The 18,471-nt window shown below is 65.8% G+C and carries 18 protein-coding genes; 8 read left to right on the forward strand and 10 right to left on the reverse strand.

The genetic code is table 11. The annotated features are described in order from the left end of the window. Positions 1–487 precede the first annotated feature (487 nt). The 4 genes from tgt to QP165_RS07095 all read left to right on the forward strand — a co-directional run bounded on the left by tgt (position 488) and on the right by QP165_RS07095 (position 5,816). Positions 488–1,597, forward strand: coding sequence for a tRNA guanosine(34) transglycosylase Tgt (gene tgt, locus QP165_RS07080; RefSeq protein WP_333996969.1), 1,110 nt, complete (start codon positions 488–490; stop codon positions 1,595–1,597). Between the two features lie 9 nt (positions 1,598–1,606). Then, positions 1,607–1,822 (forward strand): hypothetical protein, encoded by a 216-nt coding sequence (locus QP165_RS07085; RefSeq protein ID WP_235532204.1) that lies wholly within the window; start codon positions 1,607–1,609, stop codon positions 1,820–1,822. A gap of 8 nt (positions 1,823–1,830) precedes the next feature. Continuing rightward, on the forward strand, positions 1,831–4,659 hold the full coding sequence (locus QP165_RS07090; protein WP_333994753.1) for a M16 family metallopeptidase: 2,829 nt from the start codon (positions 1,831–1,833) through the stop codon (positions 4,657–4,659). A 143-nt stretch (positions 4,660–4,802) separates the two neighbouring features. Continuing rightward, positions 4,803–5,816 carry a cell wall hydrolase gene (locus QP165_RS07095; protein ID WP_333994754.1) on the forward strand — a complete coding sequence of 338 codons (1,014 nt, stop codon included), beginning with the start codon at positions 4,803–4,805 and terminating at the stop codon, positions 5,814–5,816. Between the two features lie 42 nt (positions 5,817–5,858). Here QP165_RS07095 and QP165_RS07100 read toward each other — a convergent pair whose 3' ends face one another. The 6 genes from QP165_RS07100 to relB form a co-directional block, all read right to left on the reverse strand. Beyond that, positions 5,859–6,062: a hypothetical protein gene (locus QP165_RS07100; protein WP_333994755.1), complete on the reverse strand. Its 204-nt coding sequence runs from the start codon at positions 6,060–6,062 to the stop codon at positions 5,859–5,861. A gap of 100 nt (positions 6,063–6,162) precedes the next feature. Beyond that, positions 6,163–6,375 carry a cold-shock protein gene (locus QP165_RS07105; RefSeq protein ID WP_031394996.1) on the reverse strand — a complete coding sequence of 71 codons (213 nt, stop codon included), beginning with the start codon at positions 6,373–6,375 and terminating at the stop codon, positions 6,163–6,165. A 243-nt stretch (positions 6,376–6,618) separates the two neighbouring features. Further along, positions 6,619–7,032, reverse strand: coding sequence for a glycine zipper 2TM domain-containing protein (locus QP165_RS07110; RefSeq protein WP_156350085.1), 414 nt, complete (start codon positions 7,030–7,032; stop codon positions 6,619–6,621). 99 nt (positions 7,033–7,131) lie between these two features. After that, complete coding sequence (locus QP165_RS07115; RefSeq protein WP_056016634.1) at positions 7,132–7,602, reverse strand: DUF3597 domain-containing protein; 471 nt, start codon at positions 7,600–7,602, stop codon at positions 7,132–7,134. An 87-nt stretch (positions 7,603–7,689) separates the two neighbouring features. Continuing rightward, a complete protein-coding gene (locus QP165_RS07120) occupies positions 7,690–7,899 on the reverse strand; it encodes a hypothetical protein (protein ID WP_333994758.1) in 210 nt (69 codons plus the stop codon). Between the two features lie 457 nt (positions 7,900–8,356). Beyond that, positions 8,357–8,578 carry a type II toxin-antitoxin system RelB family antitoxin gene (gene relB / locus QP165_RS07125; protein WP_333994759.1) on the reverse strand — a complete coding sequence of 74 codons (222 nt, stop codon included), beginning with the start codon at positions 8,576–8,578 and terminating at the stop codon, positions 8,357–8,359. A gap of 96 nt (positions 8,579–8,674) precedes the next feature. Here relB and QP165_RS07130 point away from each other — a divergent pair, with 96 nt between their 5' ends. The 3 genes from QP165_RS07130 to QP165_RS07140 all read left to right on the forward strand — a co-directional run bounded on the left by QP165_RS07130 (position 8,675) and on the right by QP165_RS07140 (position 9,922). Beyond that, on the forward strand, positions 8,675–9,037 hold the full coding sequence (locus tag QP165_RS07130; RefSeq protein WP_333994760.1) for a Panacea domain-containing protein: 363 nt from the start codon (positions 8,675–8,677) through the stop codon (positions 9,035–9,037). 159 nt (positions 9,038–9,196) lie between these two features. Next, positions 9,197–9,637, forward strand: coding sequence for a hypothetical protein (locus QP165_RS07135; RefSeq protein ID WP_333994761.1), 441 nt, complete (start codon positions 9,197–9,199; stop codon positions 9,635–9,637). A 12-nt stretch (positions 9,638–9,649) separates the two neighbouring features. Next, positions 9,650–9,922, forward strand: coding sequence for a hypothetical protein (locus tag QP165_RS07140; protein WP_333994763.1), 273 nt, complete (start codon positions 9,650–9,652; stop codon positions 9,920–9,922). A 213-nt stretch (positions 9,923–10,135) separates the two neighbouring features. Here the strand turns inward: QP165_RS07140 and uvrA are convergent, their stop codons facing one another. Further along, a complete protein-coding gene (uvrA, locus tag QP165_RS07145; RefSeq protein WP_333994764.1) occupies positions 10,136–13,030 on the reverse strand; it encodes an excinuclease ABC subunit UvrA in 2,895 nt (964 codons plus the stop codon). Positions 13,031–13,181: 151 nt separating this feature from the next. On the opposite strand from uvrA, the gene QP165_RS07150 reads away from it, so the two are divergent. After that, positions 13,182–13,658: a hypothetical protein gene (locus QP165_RS07150; protein ID WP_333994765.1), complete on the forward strand. Its 477-nt coding sequence runs from the start codon at positions 13,182–13,184 to the stop codon at positions 13,656–13,658. A gap of 138 nt (positions 13,659–13,796) precedes the next feature. On the opposite strand, the gene QP165_RS07155 is transcribed toward QP165_RS07150, so the two are convergent. From QP165_RS07155 to odhB, 3 genes are all read right to left on the reverse strand, one after another. Continuing rightward, positions 13,797–14,366 carry a DUF4893 domain-containing protein gene (locus QP165_RS07155; protein ID WP_333994768.1) on the reverse strand — a complete coding sequence of 190 codons (570 nt, stop codon included), beginning with the start codon at positions 14,364–14,366 and terminating at the stop codon, positions 13,797–13,799. 1,256 nt (positions 14,367–15,622) lie between these two features. Further along, positions 15,623–17,017 carry a dihydrolipoyl dehydrogenase gene (gene lpdA, locus QP165_RS07160; RefSeq protein WP_333994769.1) on the reverse strand — a complete coding sequence of 465 codons (1,395 nt, stop codon included), beginning with the start codon at positions 17,015–17,017 and terminating at the stop codon, positions 15,623–15,625. Positions 17,018–17,144: 127 nt separating this feature from the next. Further along, entirely contained in the window at positions 17,145–18,392 is a 1,248-nt protein-coding gene (gene odhB / locus QP165_RS07165) for a 2-oxoglutarate dehydrogenase complex dihydrolipoyllysine-residue succinyltransferase (RefSeq protein WP_130326595.1), read from the reverse strand. Positions 18,393–18,471: the final 79 nt, after the last annotated feature.

Below are 18,471 nucleotides of genomic sequence, written 5' to 3' on the forward strand. Positions count from 1 at the left end.
CATGCTGATACCCCTGATCCTGGCGCTGCAGGCGGTGCCCGCCGCACCGGCTGCCGGCGGCGCACAGCCGCCATCGACCATCTTCGCCGAACCAGCCGCGCTGTTCATCGCGGCATGCGATGGCGAAAACGACGCGCGGGTAACGCAACCGGAACTCAACGCCTGCCTCGCCCGCAGCTTTGCCACCGCCGAAGGCGCGAGCAGCGGCAAGATCGGGTATATCTCCTATGCCGACTGGTCGTTGAAATGGCTGGGTGATCGCAACGCGCTCCCCAGCCCGTTCGAGGTCGACCGCGACGGCGACAATGCGATCACGCTCGTCGAACTGCAGGCGCGGTTCGCGCAATTCTTCAGCCGGTTCGACCGAAATCGCGACGGCGTTCTCGTCCGCGAGGAATTGCTGACGATCCGCAGTTTCGCGCCCAACGCCCCCCGCGCAGCAAGCGCCGCTAATGGACAATCCCGTGCCCCCCGCTTCACGTTCACCATCGCCGCAACCGACGGCGCCGCCCGGACCGGCCAGATCGCGATGCAGCGCGGTGTCATCCGCACACCCGCCTTCATGCCGGTCGGAACCGCGGCGACGGTGAAGGCGATGAAGCCCGACGACGTCGCAGCAGCGGGCGCCGACATCATCCTCGGCAACACCTATCACCTGATGCTGCGCCCCGGGGCGGAACGCGTCGCGCGTCTCGGCGGGCTGCACGATTTCATGGGCTGGTCGAAGCCGATCCTCACCGACTCGGGTGGCTATCAGGTGATGAGCCTGGCGGATCTGACGAAGCGGTCCGAGGAGGGCGTCTCGTTCAAGTCCCACCTCGACGGTACGCGCCACCTGCTCAGCCCCGAACGGTCGATCGAGATCCAGCGGCTGCTCGGTTCGAACATCGTCATGGCGTTCGACGAACTCGTTCCGACGACCTCGACACGCGAGGTTCAGGCGGCGGCGATGGAGCGCTCGATGCGCTGGGCCAGACGATCCCGCGATGCGTTCGACGCCGGCGGCGCACACGCCGAAAACAACGCGATCTTCGGAATCCAGCAAGGCGCGCTGAACGAGTCCTTCCGCAAGTCTTCGGCCGATGCGCTGATCGAGATCGGCTTCGACGGCTACGCCGTCGGCGGTCTCGCGGTCGGCGAAGGCCAGGCGGCGATGTTCGGTTGCCTCGACTTTGCGCCGGGACAATTGCCCGTCGACAAGCCGCGCTATCTGATGGGAGTCGGCAAGCCCGACGATATCGTGGGTGCGGTCGAGCGCGGGATCGACATGTTCGACTGCGTCATGCCGACGCGCTCGGGGCGGACCGGACAGGCATTCACGCGCATCGGGCCAATCAACATCCGCAATGCCAAATTTGCGGAGGACCAGACGCCGCTTGAAGCGGGCTGCGGCTGTCCGGTGTGTGCGACCTGGAGTCGTGCCTATCTTCATCATCTCGTCCGCGCAGGCGAGATGCTTGGCGCTATGTTGATGACCGAGCACAACATCTGGTTCTACGAGACATTGATGGCCGACCTGCGTGCAGCGATCGCAACCGGCACGCTGACGCAGTTCGCAAATGGTTTTCGAGCGGAGTATGCTCGCAAATCGAGTTAGGAGAGTGACGTGACCGATCCCATCACCACGAATACCGACAACGATACCCCCAACGAGATCCTGGCCGCCGCAAAGGAAGCCAAGCTCCATGCGGAAGCGGCCGCGAAGGCCACCGTGGAAAAGGCCAAGACCTGGCCGCTCGGCAAGATCGGGCTCGGCGTCGGTATCGGCTCTGCCGCGATCGCCGGGGCGGTGCTGTTCAACCGTTCGCGCAACCCCAAGTAAGGATACCGATGCGCCTCCTCCGCTCCGCCCTGCTGCTCACTGCAGCCTGCTGGCCCCTGGCGGCGGTGGCGCAGACCGCTCCGACCGCGCAAGTCGCGGTCAAGCCGATTGCCTTCACGCAGCGGGTGCTGCCCAACGGGCTGCGTGTCTATGCGATCCGCGACACCGGCACGCCCAATGTGTCGGTGCAGGTGTGGTATGATGTCGGATCGAAGGACGACCCCAAGGGCAAGTCCGGCTTTGCGCACATGTTCGAACATCTGATGTTCAAGTCGACGCGCAACCTCGTCTCCGAGCAGATGGACCGGCTTACCGAAGACGTCGGCGGCTATAACAACGCATCGACGAACGACGATTACACGAATTATTACGAGGTCGTGCCAGCGAACCATTTGCAACGGCTGCTCTTTGCCGAAGCGGACCGGATGGCGAGCCTGGTCGTCGAACCCAAGAGCTTCGCCTCCGAGCGCGACGTCGTGAAGGAAGAATTGCGCCAGAGCACGCTCGCCCGTCCTTACGGGAAGCTGTTCTCGCTCTATTACCCGGCGCTTGCCTATCAGGCGCATCCCTATGCGCGCGGCACGATCGGCAGCCTCGAAAATCTCGAGGCGGCGGGGATCGACGATGTCCGCGCATTCCACGCGACCTATTATCGGCCGGACAACGCGGTCCTGGTCGTCTCCGGCAACTTCGATCAGCGACAGCTGGACGGCTGGATCGACAGCTATTTCGCGAAGATCAAGAAGCCGGTCGGAGCGATCCCGCGCGTGACCGTTGCAGAGCCGGCACGGGCCAAGGCGATATCGCGGACGGTTTATGAGCCGAACACACCGCTGCCCGCCGTGCTGATCAGCTATCATATTCCTGCCGACCGCGATGCGGACATTCCTGCGCTCAGCGTCCTGAAGGCGGTGCTTGCAACCGGGGAAAGTTCGCGGCTGTACGAATCCGTCGTCTATCGCCAGCAACTGGCGCAGTCCGCGGACGCGATGCTCGACAGCAAGCAGTCGACCGGCAATCTTGCGGTCTACGCCATCATGGCGGGCGGCAAGAGCGCGGCCGACGGCGAGGCTGCGCTGAAGCGCGAAATCGGGCGACTGCGGGATGCTCCCGTCACCGCTGCCGAACTGGCGGAGGCGAAGAACGAGATCCTGACCCAGTCGATCCAGTCACGCGAGACCGCGGAGGGCAAGGCGAGCACGCTGGCCGCCTCGGTGATCATCGACGGCGACCCGCACGCCGCGGACCGGCAGCTTGCCGAGATCGCGCGCGTGACCGCAGCAGACGTCCAGCGCGTCGCGCGCAAATATCTGGCAGAAGCCCAGTCCGCGACGATCCGCTACCTGCCGCTCGCGTCGAAGCCGAATGGTGCGGCCGCGACGCCGATCGAAATCGCCCAGACGGTCCGCGTTGCCGACCTGACCGCCCCGGCGAACATCACTGTGGTCACGCCCGCATCGGAGGCGGAGCGGATCCAGCCCCCGGCTCCCGGCACACAGGTCGCAGCGACGATCCCGCAACCGACCGAGACGCGGCTGGCGAACGGGATGCGGCTCATCACGGTCGAACGCCACGACCTCCCGATCGTCACCGCCTATCTCGTGACGTCGGGAGGAGCGGCAACCGATCCGGCCAACCGCGCGGGTGCCAGTGCGATGGCTGCCGGGTTGCTCACCAAGGGCACCAGGACCCGATCGGCGACGCAGATCGCACGGCAGGTCGAGGGGCTCGGCGGCGCGATCAGCAGCGATGCGGCGAGTGACGGCGCGTCGGTCGACGTGACGGTCAAGGCCGACCAACTGGCGCCGGCGCTCGCGATCCTCGCCGATGTCGCGATCAACCCGGCCTTTGACCCGGCCGAGATCGAGCGCGCGCGGACGCAGCAGATCGATGCCGTCGCGCTGGCGCTGAAGAACCCGGCACAACTCGCCGCGCTGGTCGCCGATCGCGCAGTCCTCGGCACGTCGCCCTACGGGGCACCGATCGACGGTACGCCGGCCTCGCTAAAGGCGCTGACGCGCGCCGACATCACCAGGGCCTATGCGACCAGCTTCCGGCCCGACCAGGCGACTTTGATCATGGTCGGTGATGTCACCACGGCCCGCGCGAAGTCTTTGGCAGAAGCGCAGTTTGCCGGCTGGAAGGCTGCCGCTGCGGCAACCCGGCCCATCCCGCCGATCGCCTATCCGTCACCGCGCGTGATCGTCGTCGACATGCCCGAGGCCGGTCAGGCCGGCGTGGTGGTGGCACGCCCGACGATCGCGCGGTCGGACAGCCGCTATTACCCGCTCGCGGTCGCCAACACGGTGCTGGGCGGCGGCTTCTCGTCCCGCCTCAACCAGGAAATCCGCATCAAGCGGGGACTCGCCTATGGCGCGAGCAGCGGGCTCGATGCGGGGAAGACACAGGGCACCGTCGCAGCGCGGACGCAGACCAAGAACCCGACCGCGGCGGAGGTCGTGACGCTGATCGCAGCCGAAATGGCGCGGATGGGTTCCGCCCCGGTACCGCCAGGCGAACTCGACACGCGCAAGGCCGTGCTGATCGGCGGTTTCGGTCGCACGATCGAGACGACATCGGGCGTCGCGGCGATCTTGGGCGCCTATGTCCAGAACGGTGTCCCGCTCGGCGAGTTGCAGCGTTTCACCGGCGCGGTCGGGTCCGTCGATCCGGCAGCGGCACAAGCGGCAGCGGCGGCGCTGCTCGATCCAAAGGCCGCAAGCATCGTCGTCGTTGGCGATGCGAAGCAGTTCATCGAGCCGCTGCGGAAGGCCTATCCAAAGGTCGAAGTCATCCCCGAAACCGCAGTGAACCTCGACACCGCAGCATTGAAATGATCGGCGGCGCGACGCGTCTCCGATCGGGACGCGTCTCGCGATCGGTAGCGGATCGGTAGGACATCATCTGCTATGGCAGCCGCGGCTCGAGTGCGTGGAAGAAGGATGACGCTGCGGTGCGCGGTTTGGCGTGGAGAGGATCGATGCATGCCCGTGCGTGGCTGGTTGCGGTAGCAGCTGGCGGCACGATCGGTGTCGGGCTGTCGGCACACGCTGCCTATCGTGCGATCAGCGAACATCCGGTCGTCTCGGGCGGCGCGAGCAGCGCGGCGGCTGGATATGAACGGCAGGATCATTTTCCGGGAGCCGCGTTATTCTATGCCGCACAGGGTGCCGCAGCGCCCGCAACGGGGGCCACGGGGACGACCGACCTGCCCGCGCTGCCCATCAGCGCAACACTAGTTGGCGGCGATGACGGCGTCGTTGCGGCGCGTCCCTTTTCGATGGCGGGGACGAGCACGACCGATCGCAACCGCGCGCTACTGTGTCTGACGACAGCGCTGTATTACGAGGCGGCATCCGAACCCGATGCGGGCCAGCGTGCGGTCGCACAGGTCATTCTCAACCGTGCACGCCATCCGGCTTTCCCGGCGACGGTGTGCGGCGTCGTGTATCAGGGTGTCCAGACGGACACCGCATCGACAGGATGCCAGTTCAGTTTCGCGTGCGACGGGGCGACGATGCGGATACCGGCGCGGGCCGCCTGGGCGCGCGCGGCGCGCAATGCCGGGATGGCGCTTGCGGGTTATGTCTACGCCCCGGTCGGACTGGCGACGCATTATCACACCTATGCGGTCACGCCTGCCTGGAACCGTACCTTGGTCATGACGGACGTCGTCGGCGCGCATTTCTTCCATCGCTGGAAGGGATATTGGGGAACGGCGGCGGCATTCAGCCAGCGTTATCATGGGGGAGAACCCGTGCCCGGCGGCACTGCCGGCGGGGTTCTGGAGGCACCGACCGTGTTACCGGTGTCGGTGGCCCAAAGCGCCCGGACGGACGCGTCGCCGTCGCTGATCGCGCCAGTGGTCCTGAGCGATGCGCAGCCGGCCTATCAAAAGAGCGGTGACGTGCGGGAAGACAAGAACGCCACGGACAGATTGCCGCCGCGTTCCGAAATACTCGATCGCTGGAAGGATTCGGGCAAGCCGTTGTGACCGCCCGGTCCTGACCGGCGAATTATTCGGCGGGCGCCATCGTTACCATCGACATGCGCTCTCCGCCCGGGGAGCGGCTTCACGCGCGGCGCGCAGGATCTGCGTACGCTCGGCGCGGTTGGCCATGTCGTCCCATGCCTTTTCGGCACGGCGGCAGCGGTCGCGGACATTGTCGAGCTGCGCGGCATCGCCGTTGCGACGCTCTTCTTCGGCACGGGCACGGTAAAATTCGGGATTGTCGGCCATCGTGCGTGCTCCTGAGGAGATCGGAGCGCACCATCGGGTGACGGCGGCATCCGCAATAGAGTGGCGCGACGACCCGTATGATCGTCGCGCCGTGGCCGAATCAATCGGCCGGCTGGAGGTTCACGGCCGACTGCTTGCCGCGCTTGTCGGGCTCGAGCTCGTAGGTGACGCGCTGGTTCTGGTTCAGCGTCGGCATGCCGGCGCGCTCGACCGCGGTGATGTGCACGAAGGCATCATTGCCGCCGCCATCCGGCGCGATAAAGCCATAGCCCTTGTCGGCGTTGAAAAACTTGACGGTTCCGGTGATAGCCATGCGTTGGCTCCTTCTAATTAAGGGCATCCGAGGTTCGGACGACCCATGCCGCGGAGCAGGGAAAGAAGGAGAAAGGTGCCGCAAAGCGCCAAGAACCGTCGATATGCGACTGTAGCAAACTGCAATATGGTCTACATGCCCCGGAATTGCAAATCGCCGGGCCATTTTATCAGCGCAAAAACCTGTCCGTCGGGCAGGCGCGACGGCGACCACCGGCCGCCACCCCTGCCCTCCGGTTCCCGGTCAGCGGCAGCGCGCCGGGCTGTTGCCGCGATCGACCGCGCGCCCTGCGAGCGCACCGCCGGCGGCACCGAGCACGGTCCCGAGCAGACCCGACCCGCCCGGCGCAATGACGTTGCCGAGCACGCCGCCGGCGACGCCGCCGACGATCAGCCCCGTCGTTCCGTCGTTGCGACGGCAATAATAGCGGCCGTCATTGCCGCGATAGACGCGATCGTTGTTCGACAGGCGGCGCTCGCGATAGCGACGGTCGTCGCGGTAGTAGCGGCCGGCGTCATAGCCGCCATAGGCCGGATCGGGCGCGTTATAGTCGTAGCTGCGATAGCGCGGATCGACGCCGTAGCGGCTGCCCCCGTCACCGACGCAGCCGGCAACCAAGGTGGAGGCGGCCAGGAGGCCAAGCGTCATAGCACGCATCTATCGTTTCCTATCAGGGGGTTGGTGATATCACCCTAATGATCGGCGCCGCGCTTTTGTTGCGCGGCGCCGTCAGCTTGTACGTTTCGCCGGTATGGCTCAGTCCTGGAGCGACGCGGGCACGGTGCCGCCATTCTTGGCGAGCTCGCGCATCACCGCCTTGTGCAGCCAGATGTTCATCTCCGCGCTGCCGTCCTTGGCACCCGAATAACCGAGCTCGGTCGCGAGCTCCTTGCGGTTGTCGAGGCTCGAATCGAGATCGAGCAGCTTCATCAGGTCGACGATCGAGCTGCGCCAGTTGAGATCCGACCCCTTGCGCGACGCGATCCCCGAGAGCACGGCCTCGACGTCGACGGGCTGCGCCGCGGCGGGCGCGGACTGCGGGATCGCCTGGGGCTGCGCGGCCTGTCCCTGCGGCGCAGCGGGTGCCGCCGGCGCGGCGGGCTTGGGGGCCGCGGGCGTGGGTGCGGCGGACGTCGGCGCGGCAGGCTTGGGCGTGCCGAAATGGCCACTGCCGAGCGGGCCCTTTTCGCCGAAGATGGCCGACTTGATCTTGCTGAAGATGCTCATGGAGTATTCCGATTCCTCGTGGATGGCACAGCCCGAACGTTCGGAACCGGCTTTGGGTGCGTCGCCGATGCGCAGGCTAGGTGCGGCTCAGCTGTTGAGCGTCCCCCGGTCGGCGACCAGCGACGGCGCCGGCCCGGTCGCCGGACGCAGCGACTCGCGCTCGGCCTTGGTCGGCCCCGCGGTCGGATCGGGCCGGAACGCCTCGGGCGCACGATCGTCCGCGCCGGGGCGTGGCTTGTCGAGCGCGAGGTCGGGCGCAGCATGTTCCGCCGGATTGGCCTTCGACCGCAGGAACACCGCAAGCAGCGCCCCCCGAGCCCGATCGCCGCCGCCCCGAACGCGAGCGCGTTGCGACCGAACGTCTTGGGCTTGGGCGGCGTATGGGGATGGCGTGGCTTGGTCATGCGCGTGTCCTTGTGATGAGGCCGGGAAACGGGCGGCCGTGCGGCGAGGTTCCGCCGCGGGGGTGCGGGCGGCGGCGGGGCGTCAGGGGTAACGCTGGCGAGCGTGGAGGACGGCAAGGATCTCGATCGCCCCGGTGACCCGGTAGATTGAGCAGTCGGGATGGACCACCGCCTCGCTGGTTCCGGCCCCGTCCCCGCTAGGTGCCTATATCGCTGATCATTGAGAGTTTTCGCGGTGTCCATGATCGCCGCGCTCAGCAGTTAGGCGGCCGCCAAATCGCGCGCGCTGATGTGGCTAAGGATGTTCAGCAGGTTGCTTGTCGCTTCGTCTATTCAGACAACCCGCGGGATCAATGAGGTCTATACTTATCGATGATGGCCTGCAGTTCTGCCATCACTACCTCATGCAGAATACCGGGCTTTGTGGACGCCATCGCACGCTCGACCTTTGCGCGGAACCATGCGTCATAGGTGGCGGCATTTTTTTGGGTAGCGTCCTGCATCTCGATTGGAATTAGGTCCGCCAGAAAGGTTAGTATAGCTTGTTGAGGATGAGGCTGGAAGGGCAACACGTGCCCATCGATTGGTACCGAGCGTCGCGATCACTCGCCCATTAAGCCTTCGGCTTTGACCTAGTTTAGTTCTCAGATCACATTCGCGGAGTGACGATGAAAGACCATGCAAACACCGACGTGCGAACGGCTGAGCCTCGGCGGCTGGGCTATAGCGTGCGAGGCTTAGCAAACTGGATTTTAGACCACGCCGAGACAGTTGGTTACCGACATACGAACATGGGGATAAACAAGCTTGTGTACTTTGCAGTTGAGGCGTTTCTCGTTGAACGAAACGTCCTTCTGACAAATGCAAAAATGGAAGCTTGGGAGCACGGTCCTGTTTTTCGCGAACTTTATCAGAGTTTTAAGAGCTATGGTAACGGATTCATTGGCGGGAGAGCTAAGTCATTTTCTACCGCTTCAGAGGAGTTCGAGGAAGCTAAGATCCATCTACCCCCGAAGAAGAAGCCTTCCTAAAATCAGCTATTAAGCCCCTCCTATCCTGCAACGCATCGGAACTTAGAGCCCTATCTCATCGAGAAGGTGGTGCATGGTATAGCGTTTGGTGGTATAGTGGCCATACGAATCCTGGAATGGAAATAAGCGCGACTCGGATAACTCAAATTGGAACGGGAGGTGTCTTTGAAAATACCTAAAACTGCTGAGCAGCGCGTGGACGAAATGAGACGACCACCGTCGCTCGCAAACTGGGTTCGTTTGAATGATCGTCGTCGTGACGAAACCGCGTTGCGTATATCAAAGTTCGTCCTCGCAAAGCCACGCGATGCGCTGGCGCAAGTTTATCGTTTGCTCGCTGACTATGTCACTCTAGGAGTTTCCGCGGCAACTACGCGGTCGGGCATCGACCTCATCCTTAACCCACTTGTTCGTAAGTTGGGCCATGAGATTGCTACAGCGCTCATACCGTGGCTGGATAAAAACGAGATCAAAGGCCTTCGCGCGTTCGACGGAATGATCGAACGGTACCCGATTGGCCGAAATATTATGATACCGGTACGGCCGACCTTCGTTTACAATCGAGGTGGCAAACTCACGCCGGTTTTTATCATCGGCTAGTCAGCAAATGCGTTGAACGGTTTTCAAAAACGCCTTCTTGCGACAATGATCCAGCAAGCAATTCTTACGCAGGAAGATTTTGAAGGATCAGACGCCCTTGTTCTTTTCACACCTCGGTTGAGCTTTTCCAAAAGCGCCCGCGAGGTTCGTGAAATGTGGGTAAGTAAGACGTGGCCTCTTTCTGAAGACGAACTTCGCACGCAGTTTAATTGTTACGGCAACGCCTTAGATGATGCCGTAACGATCATACTGAAAGAATTAGCTGCGAGAGGCGATACGCCGTAGCCTAATCACCCCGCCACCGCTCGCTTCTCCAGCAGCGGCGCCAGATACTTCCCGTGAAGCTGCCCTTGGCCTTCGCCACCTTCTCCGCTTGCAACGCCGCTAACCTGGCGCGGTTGTCGTTCCGAGATCCTGATCAGTCGGTTGGCAGCCGTGGCATGCATTCCCTTGCCCCCCTCTCCCCAGCCCTCTCCCCGGAGGGGAGGGGAGTCCGGGTTAGGCCGCCACCACCCGCTTCTCCAACAACGGCGCCAGATACTTCCCCGTAAAGCTCCCCTTGGCCTTCGCCACCTTCTCCGGCGTGCCCTCGGCGACGATCTCGCCGCCCTTGACGCCGCCCTCCGGCCCCAGGTCGAGGACCCAGTCCGCGGTCTTGATGACGTCGAGATTGTGTTCGATCACGACGACGGTGTTGCCCTGCTCGACCAGCGCGTGGAGGACTTCGAGGAGTTTGCGGACGTCCTCGAAATGCAGGCCGGTGGTGGGCTCGTCGAGGATGTAGAGCGTGTTGCCGGTCGCGCGGCGCGAGAGTTCCTTGGCGAGCTTGACGCGCTGCGCCTCGCCGCCCGAGAGCGTCGTCGCCTGCTGGCCGACCTTTACGTAGCCGAGACCGACCTCGACCAGCATCGCCATCTTGTCGCGGATCGGGGGGACCGCCTTGAAGAACTCGGCGGCGTCCTCGACGGTCATGTCGAGCACGTCGGCGATGCTGTGGCCCTTGAACTTCACCTCCAGCGTCTCGCGATTGTAGCGCGCGCCGTGGCAGACGTCGCACTGCACATAGACGTCGGGCAGGAAGTGCATCTCGATCTTGAGCACGCCGTCGCCCTGGCACGCCTCGCAGCGGCCGCCCTTGACGTTGAAGCTGAACCGGCCGGGCTTGTAGCCGCGCGCCTGGGCTTCGGGGAGGCCCGCGAACCAGTCGCGGATCTGCGTGAAGCTGCCGGTATAGGTGGCGGGGTTGCTGCGCGGGGTGCGGCCGATCGGCGACTGGTCGATGTCGATGACCTTGTCGAGATATTGCAGGCCGGTGATCTTGTCGTGCTTGCCCTGGACGATGCGCGCGCCGTTGAGCTCGCGCGCGGCGGCGGCGTAGAGCGTGTCGATCGTGAAGCTCGACTTGCCCGACCCCGAGACGCCGGTGACGCAGGTGAAGGTGCCGAGCGGGATGCTGGCGGTGACGCCCGTCAGGTTGTTCGCGGTGGCGTTGTGGACGGTGAGCTTCTTGCCGTTGCCTTTGCGCCGCGTGGCCGGGACAGGCACTTCGCGCGTGCCGTTGAGATAGTCCGCGGTGATGCTGCCCTTCGACTTCAGGATCTGCTTGAGCGTGCCTTGGGCCACGACCTGGCCGCCACGAACGCCTGCACCGGGGCCCATGTCGATGATATAGTCGGCGGTGCGGATCGCGTCCTCGTCATGCTCGACGACGAGCACGGTGTTGCCGAGATCGCGCAGGCGCCGCAGCGTCTTGAGGAGCATGTCGTTGTCGCGCTGGTGCAGGCCGATGCTGGGCTCGTCGAGGACGTAGAGCACGCCCGACAGGCCGCTGCCGATCTGCGACGCGAGGCGGATGCGCTGGCTCTCGCCGCCGCTTAGCGTTCCGCTGGTGCGGTCGAGGTTGAGATAGTCGAGGCCGACATTGTTGAGGAAGCCGAGGCGTTCGACGATTTCCTTCAGGATGCGCTCGGCGATCGCGTTCTGCTGGTCGCCGAGATGCTGCGGCATGTCGGTGAAGAACTGGAGCGCGTCGACGACCGAGAGGTGGGTGGCGTAGCTGATGTCCTTCATCGCGATCTTGACCGCGAGCGCCTCGGGTTTCAGGCGCGCGCCGGCGCAGACCTCGCACGGGGCGGCGGACTGGTATTTGTTCAGCTCCTCGCGCATCCACGCGCTCTCGGTCTGGAGCAGGCGGCGGTTGAGGTTGCCGATGACGCCCTCGAACGGCTTGGAGACGTCGTATTTCTTCTTGCCGTCGATGAAGGTGAGCGTGACGGGCTTGCCCTTCGAGCCGTGGAGAATGACGCGCTGGACCTCTTCGGGGAGCTCGCCCCAGGGGGTCTCGATGTCGAACTTGTATTCGCGCGCGAGGCTGCCGAGGACCTGCATGTAATAGGGCGAGGGCGGGTTGGACTTCGCCCAGGGGACGACCGCGCCCTTCTTGATGCTGAGCATGTGGTTGGGGACGACGAGGTCTTCGTCGAACAGCAGTTTCTCGCCAAGGCCGTCACAGGCCGGGCACGCGCCTTGCGGGGCGTTGAACGAGAACAGGCGCGGCTCGATCTCGGAGATGGTGAAGCCGCTGACCGGGCAGGCGAACTTCTCGCTGAACACGATGCGGCCGTCGGGGGCGTTGCTGCCGAGGATTTCGGACTTGGGGGTGTGCGGCTCGACCGGGTCGGCGGGGTCGACATAGGCGAGCCCTTCGGCGAGCTTTAGCGCGGTTTCGAAGCTCTCGGCCAGACGCGTGGCGATCTCGCCACCGACGACGAGGCGGTCGACGACGACCTCTATGTCGTGCTTGTACTTCTTGTCGAGCGCGGGCGCCTCGTCGATGTCGTGGATCGTGCCGTCGATGCGGACTCGCGTGAAGCCCGCCTTCTGCCACTCGGCGAGTTCCTTGCGATACTCGCCCTTGCGGCCGCGGACGACGGGGGCGAGCAGGTAGAGCCGCGTGCCCTCGGGGAGCGCCATGACGCGGTCGACCATCTGGCTGACGGTCTGCGCGGCGATCGGCTCGCCGGTCGCAGGCGAGTACGGGATGCCGACACGTGCCCAGAGCAGGCGCATGTAATCGTAGATCTCGGTGACGGTCGCGACGGTCGAGCGCGGGTTGCGGCTCGTCGTCTTCTGCTCGATCGAGATGGCGGGACTGAGGCCTTCGATGTGGTCGACGTCGGGCTTCTGCATCAGTTCGAGGAACTGGCGGGCATAGGCGGACAGGCTCTCGACGTAGCGGCGCTGGCCCTCGGCGTAGATGGTGTCGAAGGCGAGGCTCGACTTGCCCGAGCCGGACAGCCCGGTGATCACCGTCAGCGTGTCGCGGGGGATGTCGATGTCGACGTCCTTGAGGTTGTGTTCACGCGCGCCGCGTACGGAAATCTTGGTCAGCATAGGAGAGTCTGTTCCACATTTGTTCGGACGCGACAAGCCCGGGGGGCGCCGGGCGGGTGCTCGCAAAGATGGGTAACGCCGAACCATTGTCCAAGGTGCCGACGATAGTTACATCGTGTATTGTTAGTACAATACAGTGCTGGAGACCGAGATGGGGAAGAAGAAGGAGCGTCGCGAACGCGAGGCGCGCGAGCGCGAGGCGATGCAGGGCGGGACGAAACGCGAGGGGTTCGAGGCACGCTGGTCCGCCAAGGCGGGCAAGCATGGCGGCGCGGCGCCGTTCGCGGGAATCGCAGCCGCGCTGACGCGGCAGATGGGGACGCCCGCGGGCCGCCAGGTGATCGCCGCCGGGCTGATGATGGCCGCGAACGCGATCACCGCAAAGGATGCGCACGGCTCCGCACCGCGGCCGCCAGAGCCGCCTCAGCCGCCGACGCCGCCCATCCCGCCGACGCCGCCCGTCCCGGACGATGCGGCGACGGGCACGGGGCCGTTCGCAGGGGAAACGCCCGAGCCGCCCAGGAGCGACGCTGCTGCGCTGCCGCCCGAATTCGCCAAGGTGATCGACTCCTTCGCATCGGGCCTGGAGCGCTTCGCTGCGAACTTCGCCAAGCCGCCCAAGGCCTGACCTGGGTGATCCTCCCCCGCCAGGGGGAGGTGGCAGGCGCAGCCTGACGGAGGGGGAGGAACGGGTAACTGCGGCTGCGTGTCCTCCCCCTCCGACGCCCGCGGCGCCACCTCCCCCTGGCGGGGGAGGATCGGAAGTTCAGCGCGGCGGCGCGGGCGGCGCGGGCGGCATAGGCACCAGCTCGTACAGATCGAGGATCGCGCCCTGCCCTGCGCGCGTCATCACGAGCCGCCAGCGCAGCGGCCCGACGCGTTCGACGACGCCCGCGATATCGCGCGCCGGGTTCGTGCCATAGGGCGGCGCGACATCCGCGGCGGCGGCCCGCACGGTACCAAGAAACACCTGCCGCCGGTCGGTGTCGGGGTGCAGCCAGCCGCCGGGGAGCGTCGTTCCGGTCTGCTTGGTGAAGGACAGCCCGGCGCCGTCGCCATCGACATAGCAGAAATCAGGGGCGAAGCTCGCATAGCCCGCGCGTCCGCCGAGCCGGACCAGCCGGCAGCGATAGGAGCCCGGCGACAGCGCGGGCAGGTCAAGCGCGGCGGCGGGATCGAGCAGCGCGCCTTCCTCCCTCAACCGGCGTGCGAGCCGCTTCGGCACTGCGGCCCGCGCGCGCGTCCAGCTGTCGGTCATCGTCTCCAGCCGCGCGCGATCGGCGGGCGTGGCGATCGTCGTCCAGCGCGGCGCGGCGGGATCGCGTTCGGCGGTCACCACGGGACGCCCGCTGCTGCGCGGATGCGTCGTACATCCCGCGACGCAGGCCGCTCCTATCGCCAAGATCATCAACGCACGCACAGGCAGGCTCCTTGCACGACCGGTCGCGACGGGGATGTCGAACCGGCGTGGAGACGGGTCGCTATGCTGCGGTGGTAAACAGATTGTAAACGCACGCACTAATCTCGCTTAGTGCGCACCGGAGCGAGCGATCGATGCGGTGAAACGTCGGCTGGCCGCGCTGAGCGGGCGGGACGAGCGGCACCGGTGCGGGTGGCCCGCTGCGGTGGTCGGGCGGGCGACGGTGCGAGACCTGCCCCCTTCCGTCATCCCGGGCTGGACCCGGCACTCATGGCCGCGGGCGGGTGCCTTCGGGGCTCTGGGTCCTAGCGTTCGCCGGGATGACGGGAGCGGGCGGGTTGTTGCAGGTGAGCCTGCAGCTACGGCCCGGCGATCGACGGCTTGAAAGACATACTGCGCCCACCTCTTCCGTCATCCTGGGCTCGACCCAGGATCCAGAGCCGCGGAGGGTTGCGTTTGCGGCTCTGGATCCTGGCTTTCGCCAGGATGATGGGGCGTGGGTTGGGGCGTGCCGCGGTCGAGCCTAGTTGCGGGTGCGGGTTGTCGCGTGTGAGCTTGCCGATCCGGACCGGCGATTAATTGCTGGAGGCAAACTGCGCCCGCCCCTGCCGTCATCCTGGGCTCGACCCAGGATCCAAAGCCGCAGGGGGTTACGCTTGCGGCTCTGGATCCTGGCTTTCGCCGGGATGACGGGGAGTGGGGTGGGGCGCGCCGCGGTTGAGCGTAGTTGCGGACGCGGAATGTCGCGTGTGAGCTTGCCGATCCGGACCGGCGATTAATTGCTGGATGCAAACTGCGCCCGCCCCTGCCGTCATCCTGGGCTCGACCCAGGATCCAGAGCCGCAGGGGGTTACGCTTGTGGCTCTGGATCCTGGCTTTCGCCAGGATGACGGGTGGGGGTGGGTCGTCTGGTTCCGGGGCGCTGTGGGCGCGATTTTGTAGCGCCCGCCCCTCCCCTCACGGGCTTAGGGATATAGAACACACGCTTCGCTCGCACCCCGCAGACGCAGAAAGGGCGCCGGTGAAGTTAACTACCGACGCCCTCTAAAACTCGGCTCAACCGTGGCCTGGGCGGACAGGGGCAAAGCCCCTGCCGTCGGACGGCGCTGGAGCGCCGCCGGCCGGTCTGACCGCCGGGTGCTCGGCCGTAGCTTCGCTACGGCCTTGCGCGGTCAGATGTGGATCGGCTTGCCCTGTACTGCCATCGCCGCTTCCTTGAGCGCCTCGGCATGCGTCGGATGCGCGTGGCAGGTGTAGGCGATGTCTTCGCTGGTCGCGCCGAATTCCATCGCGATGGCGGCTTCGGCGATCAGCGTGCCGGCGAGGCTCGACACGATCCAGACGCCCAGGACGCGGTCGGTCTTGGCATCCGCGATGACCTTGACGAAGCCGTCGGTGTCGCGGTTGGTCTTGGCGCGGCTGTTGGCGGCGAAGGGGAACTTGCCGACCTTGATCTCGGTCTTGTCCTTCGCGGCTTCCTCGGTGAGGCCGACGCCGGCGATCTCGGGCATCGTGTAGACGACGGACGGGATGACGTCCTCGTTGACGATGCCGGTCTGGCCGGCGATGTTCTCGGCCACCGCGACGCCCTCGTCCTCCGCCTTGTGCGCGAGCATCAGGCCGGGCACGCAGTCGCCGATCGCCCACACGCCGTCGACCTTGGTGCGGAACGAGTGGTCGGTCTCGATCTGGCCGCGCTTGTTGAGCTCGAGGCCGATGGCTTCGAGGTTGAGGCCGTCGACATTCGCCTTGCGGCCGATCGAGACGAGCACTGCGTCGGCGGTCATCGTCTCGGACGCGCCACCCGCGGCGGGCTCGACGGTGACGGTCGCGACGCCGTTCTCGACGGTCACGCCGGTGACCTTGGTCGAGAGCTTCAGCTCCATGCCCTGCTTCTTGAACAGCTTGGCGCTCTCACGGCGGACTTCGCCGTCGAAGCCGGGGAGGATCTGGTCGACGAATTCGACGACGGTCACCTTCGCGCCGAGGCGACGCCAGACGCTGCCGAGTTCGAGACCGATCACGCCGCCGCCGATGACGACCATGTGCTCGGGCACCTTGGGGAGCGCGAGCGCGCCGGTCGAGTCGACGACCGTGGTCTGGTCGACCTCGACGCCGGGAAGCGGCATGACGCTTGAGCCGGTGGCGATGACGATGTTCTTCGCGGTGACCTTCTGGCCCGCGACGTCTACGGTGTGTGCGTCCTGGAACGCGGCCTTGCCCTTGAGCCAGGTCACCTTGTTCTTCTTGAACAGGAATTCGACGCCGCCGGTCAGTTCCTTGACGGCCTTGGCCTTCTCGGCGTGCATCTGGTCGAGGTTGAGCGAGACGCCCTGGAAATCGATGCCGAACTTGGTGAGGTGGCCGCCCTTGGCCTCCTCGTAGATCTCGGACGCGTGGAGCAGCGCCTTGGACGGGATGCAGCCGACGTTGAGGCAGGTGCCGCCGAGCGTGTCGCGGCTCTCGGCGCATGCGGTGCGCAGCCCGAGCTGCGCGGCGCGGATCGCGGCAACGTAGCCGCCGGGGCCTGCGCCGATTACGAGGACGTCATAGTCATAGTCAGCCATTGTCGCTTCTCTCTTACTTCCCCGGCGCAGGCCGGGGCCCAGTTGGGAGATATATGGGGAGGGCGAGGCGCTTCGTCACCGCGGCCTTCCCCACTGGGCCCCGGCCTGCGCCGGGGTGCTTGGATACTTACAGGTCGATCAGGATGCGCGTCGGGTCTTCGATCGCGTTCTTGAGCGCGACGAGGAACGTCACGGCTTCGCGGCCGTCGATCAGGCGGTGATCGTAGCTGAGCGCGAGGTACATCATCGGGCGGATGACGACCTGGCCGTTGATCGCGACCGGGCGCTCCTCGATGCGGTGAAGACCCAGCACTGCCGACTGCGGCGGGTTGATGATCGGGGTCGACATCAGCGAGCCGAACACGCCGCCGTTCGAGATCGTGAACGTGCCGCCCTTCATCTCGTCCATCTTGAGCGCGCCGTCCTTGGCGCGCTTGCCGAAGTCGCCGATCGTCTTCTCGATCGTCGCGACCGACATCTGGTCGGCATCGCGGATCACGGGGACGACGAGGCCGCCCGGCGACGAGACCGCGACCGAGATGTCGGCATAGTCGTGATAGACGATGTCGTCGCCGTCGATCGACGCGTTGACGCTGGGGATGTCGCGCAGCGCCATCGTGGCGGCCTTCACGAAGAAGCCCATGAAGCCCAGGCGGACGCCGTGCTTCTTCTCGAACAGGTCCTTGTACTTGGCGCGCGCCTCGATCACCGCGGTCATGTCGACGTCGTTGAACGTCGTCAGCATCGCGGCGGTGTTCTGCGCTTCCTTGAGGCGCTTGGCGATCGTCTGGCGCAGGCGCGTCATGCGGACGCGCTCTTCACCGCGGCCCGAGGCTGCGGGCGCTGCGGCCGGTGCGGGCGCAGGTGCTGCGGCCGGGGCGGGCTTGCTCGAGGCGGCGGCGGTCACGTCTTCCTTGGTGATACGACCGTCGCGGCCGGTGCCCTTGACGGTGCCGGGGTCGACGCCGTGCTCAAGCACAGCGCGGCGGACCGACGGCGAGAGCGCTGCGGGCGAGTCGCTCGTGCCGGCGCCGGGCTGGTCGCCGTACCCTGCGCCGGATTCGTCCTTGGCGGGGGCTGCGGGCGTTGCGGTCGCGGCGGGCTCGGGTGCCTTTGCGGGGGCAGCAGCAGCGCCGTCACCGGCGTCAATCGTGGCGAGCATCGCGCCGACCTGGACCGTGTCGCCGACCGCGACCGCGTGCTGGCCCATGACGCCGGCGACCGGCGACGGCACCTCGACCGAGACCTTGTCGGTCTCGAGGCTGGCAATGGGCTCGTCGACGGCGACGGGATCGCCGGGCTGCTTCAGCCACTCGCCGAGGGTGGCTTCGGTGATCGATTCACCCAGGACGGGGACGGTGACTTCGGTTGCCATGGTTTCTGCCTACTTCCTTGTATCCCCGCGAAGGCGGGGACCCAGACTGGGCCCCCGCCTTCGCGGGGGAACAGCGTTG

Source organism: Sphingomonas sp. 22R3R2A-7 (assembly GCF_036856055.1).
In the GTDB taxonomy this organism is placed as follows: domain Bacteria; phylum Pseudomonadota; class Alphaproteobacteria; order Sphingomonadales; family Sphingomonadaceae; genus Sphingomonas.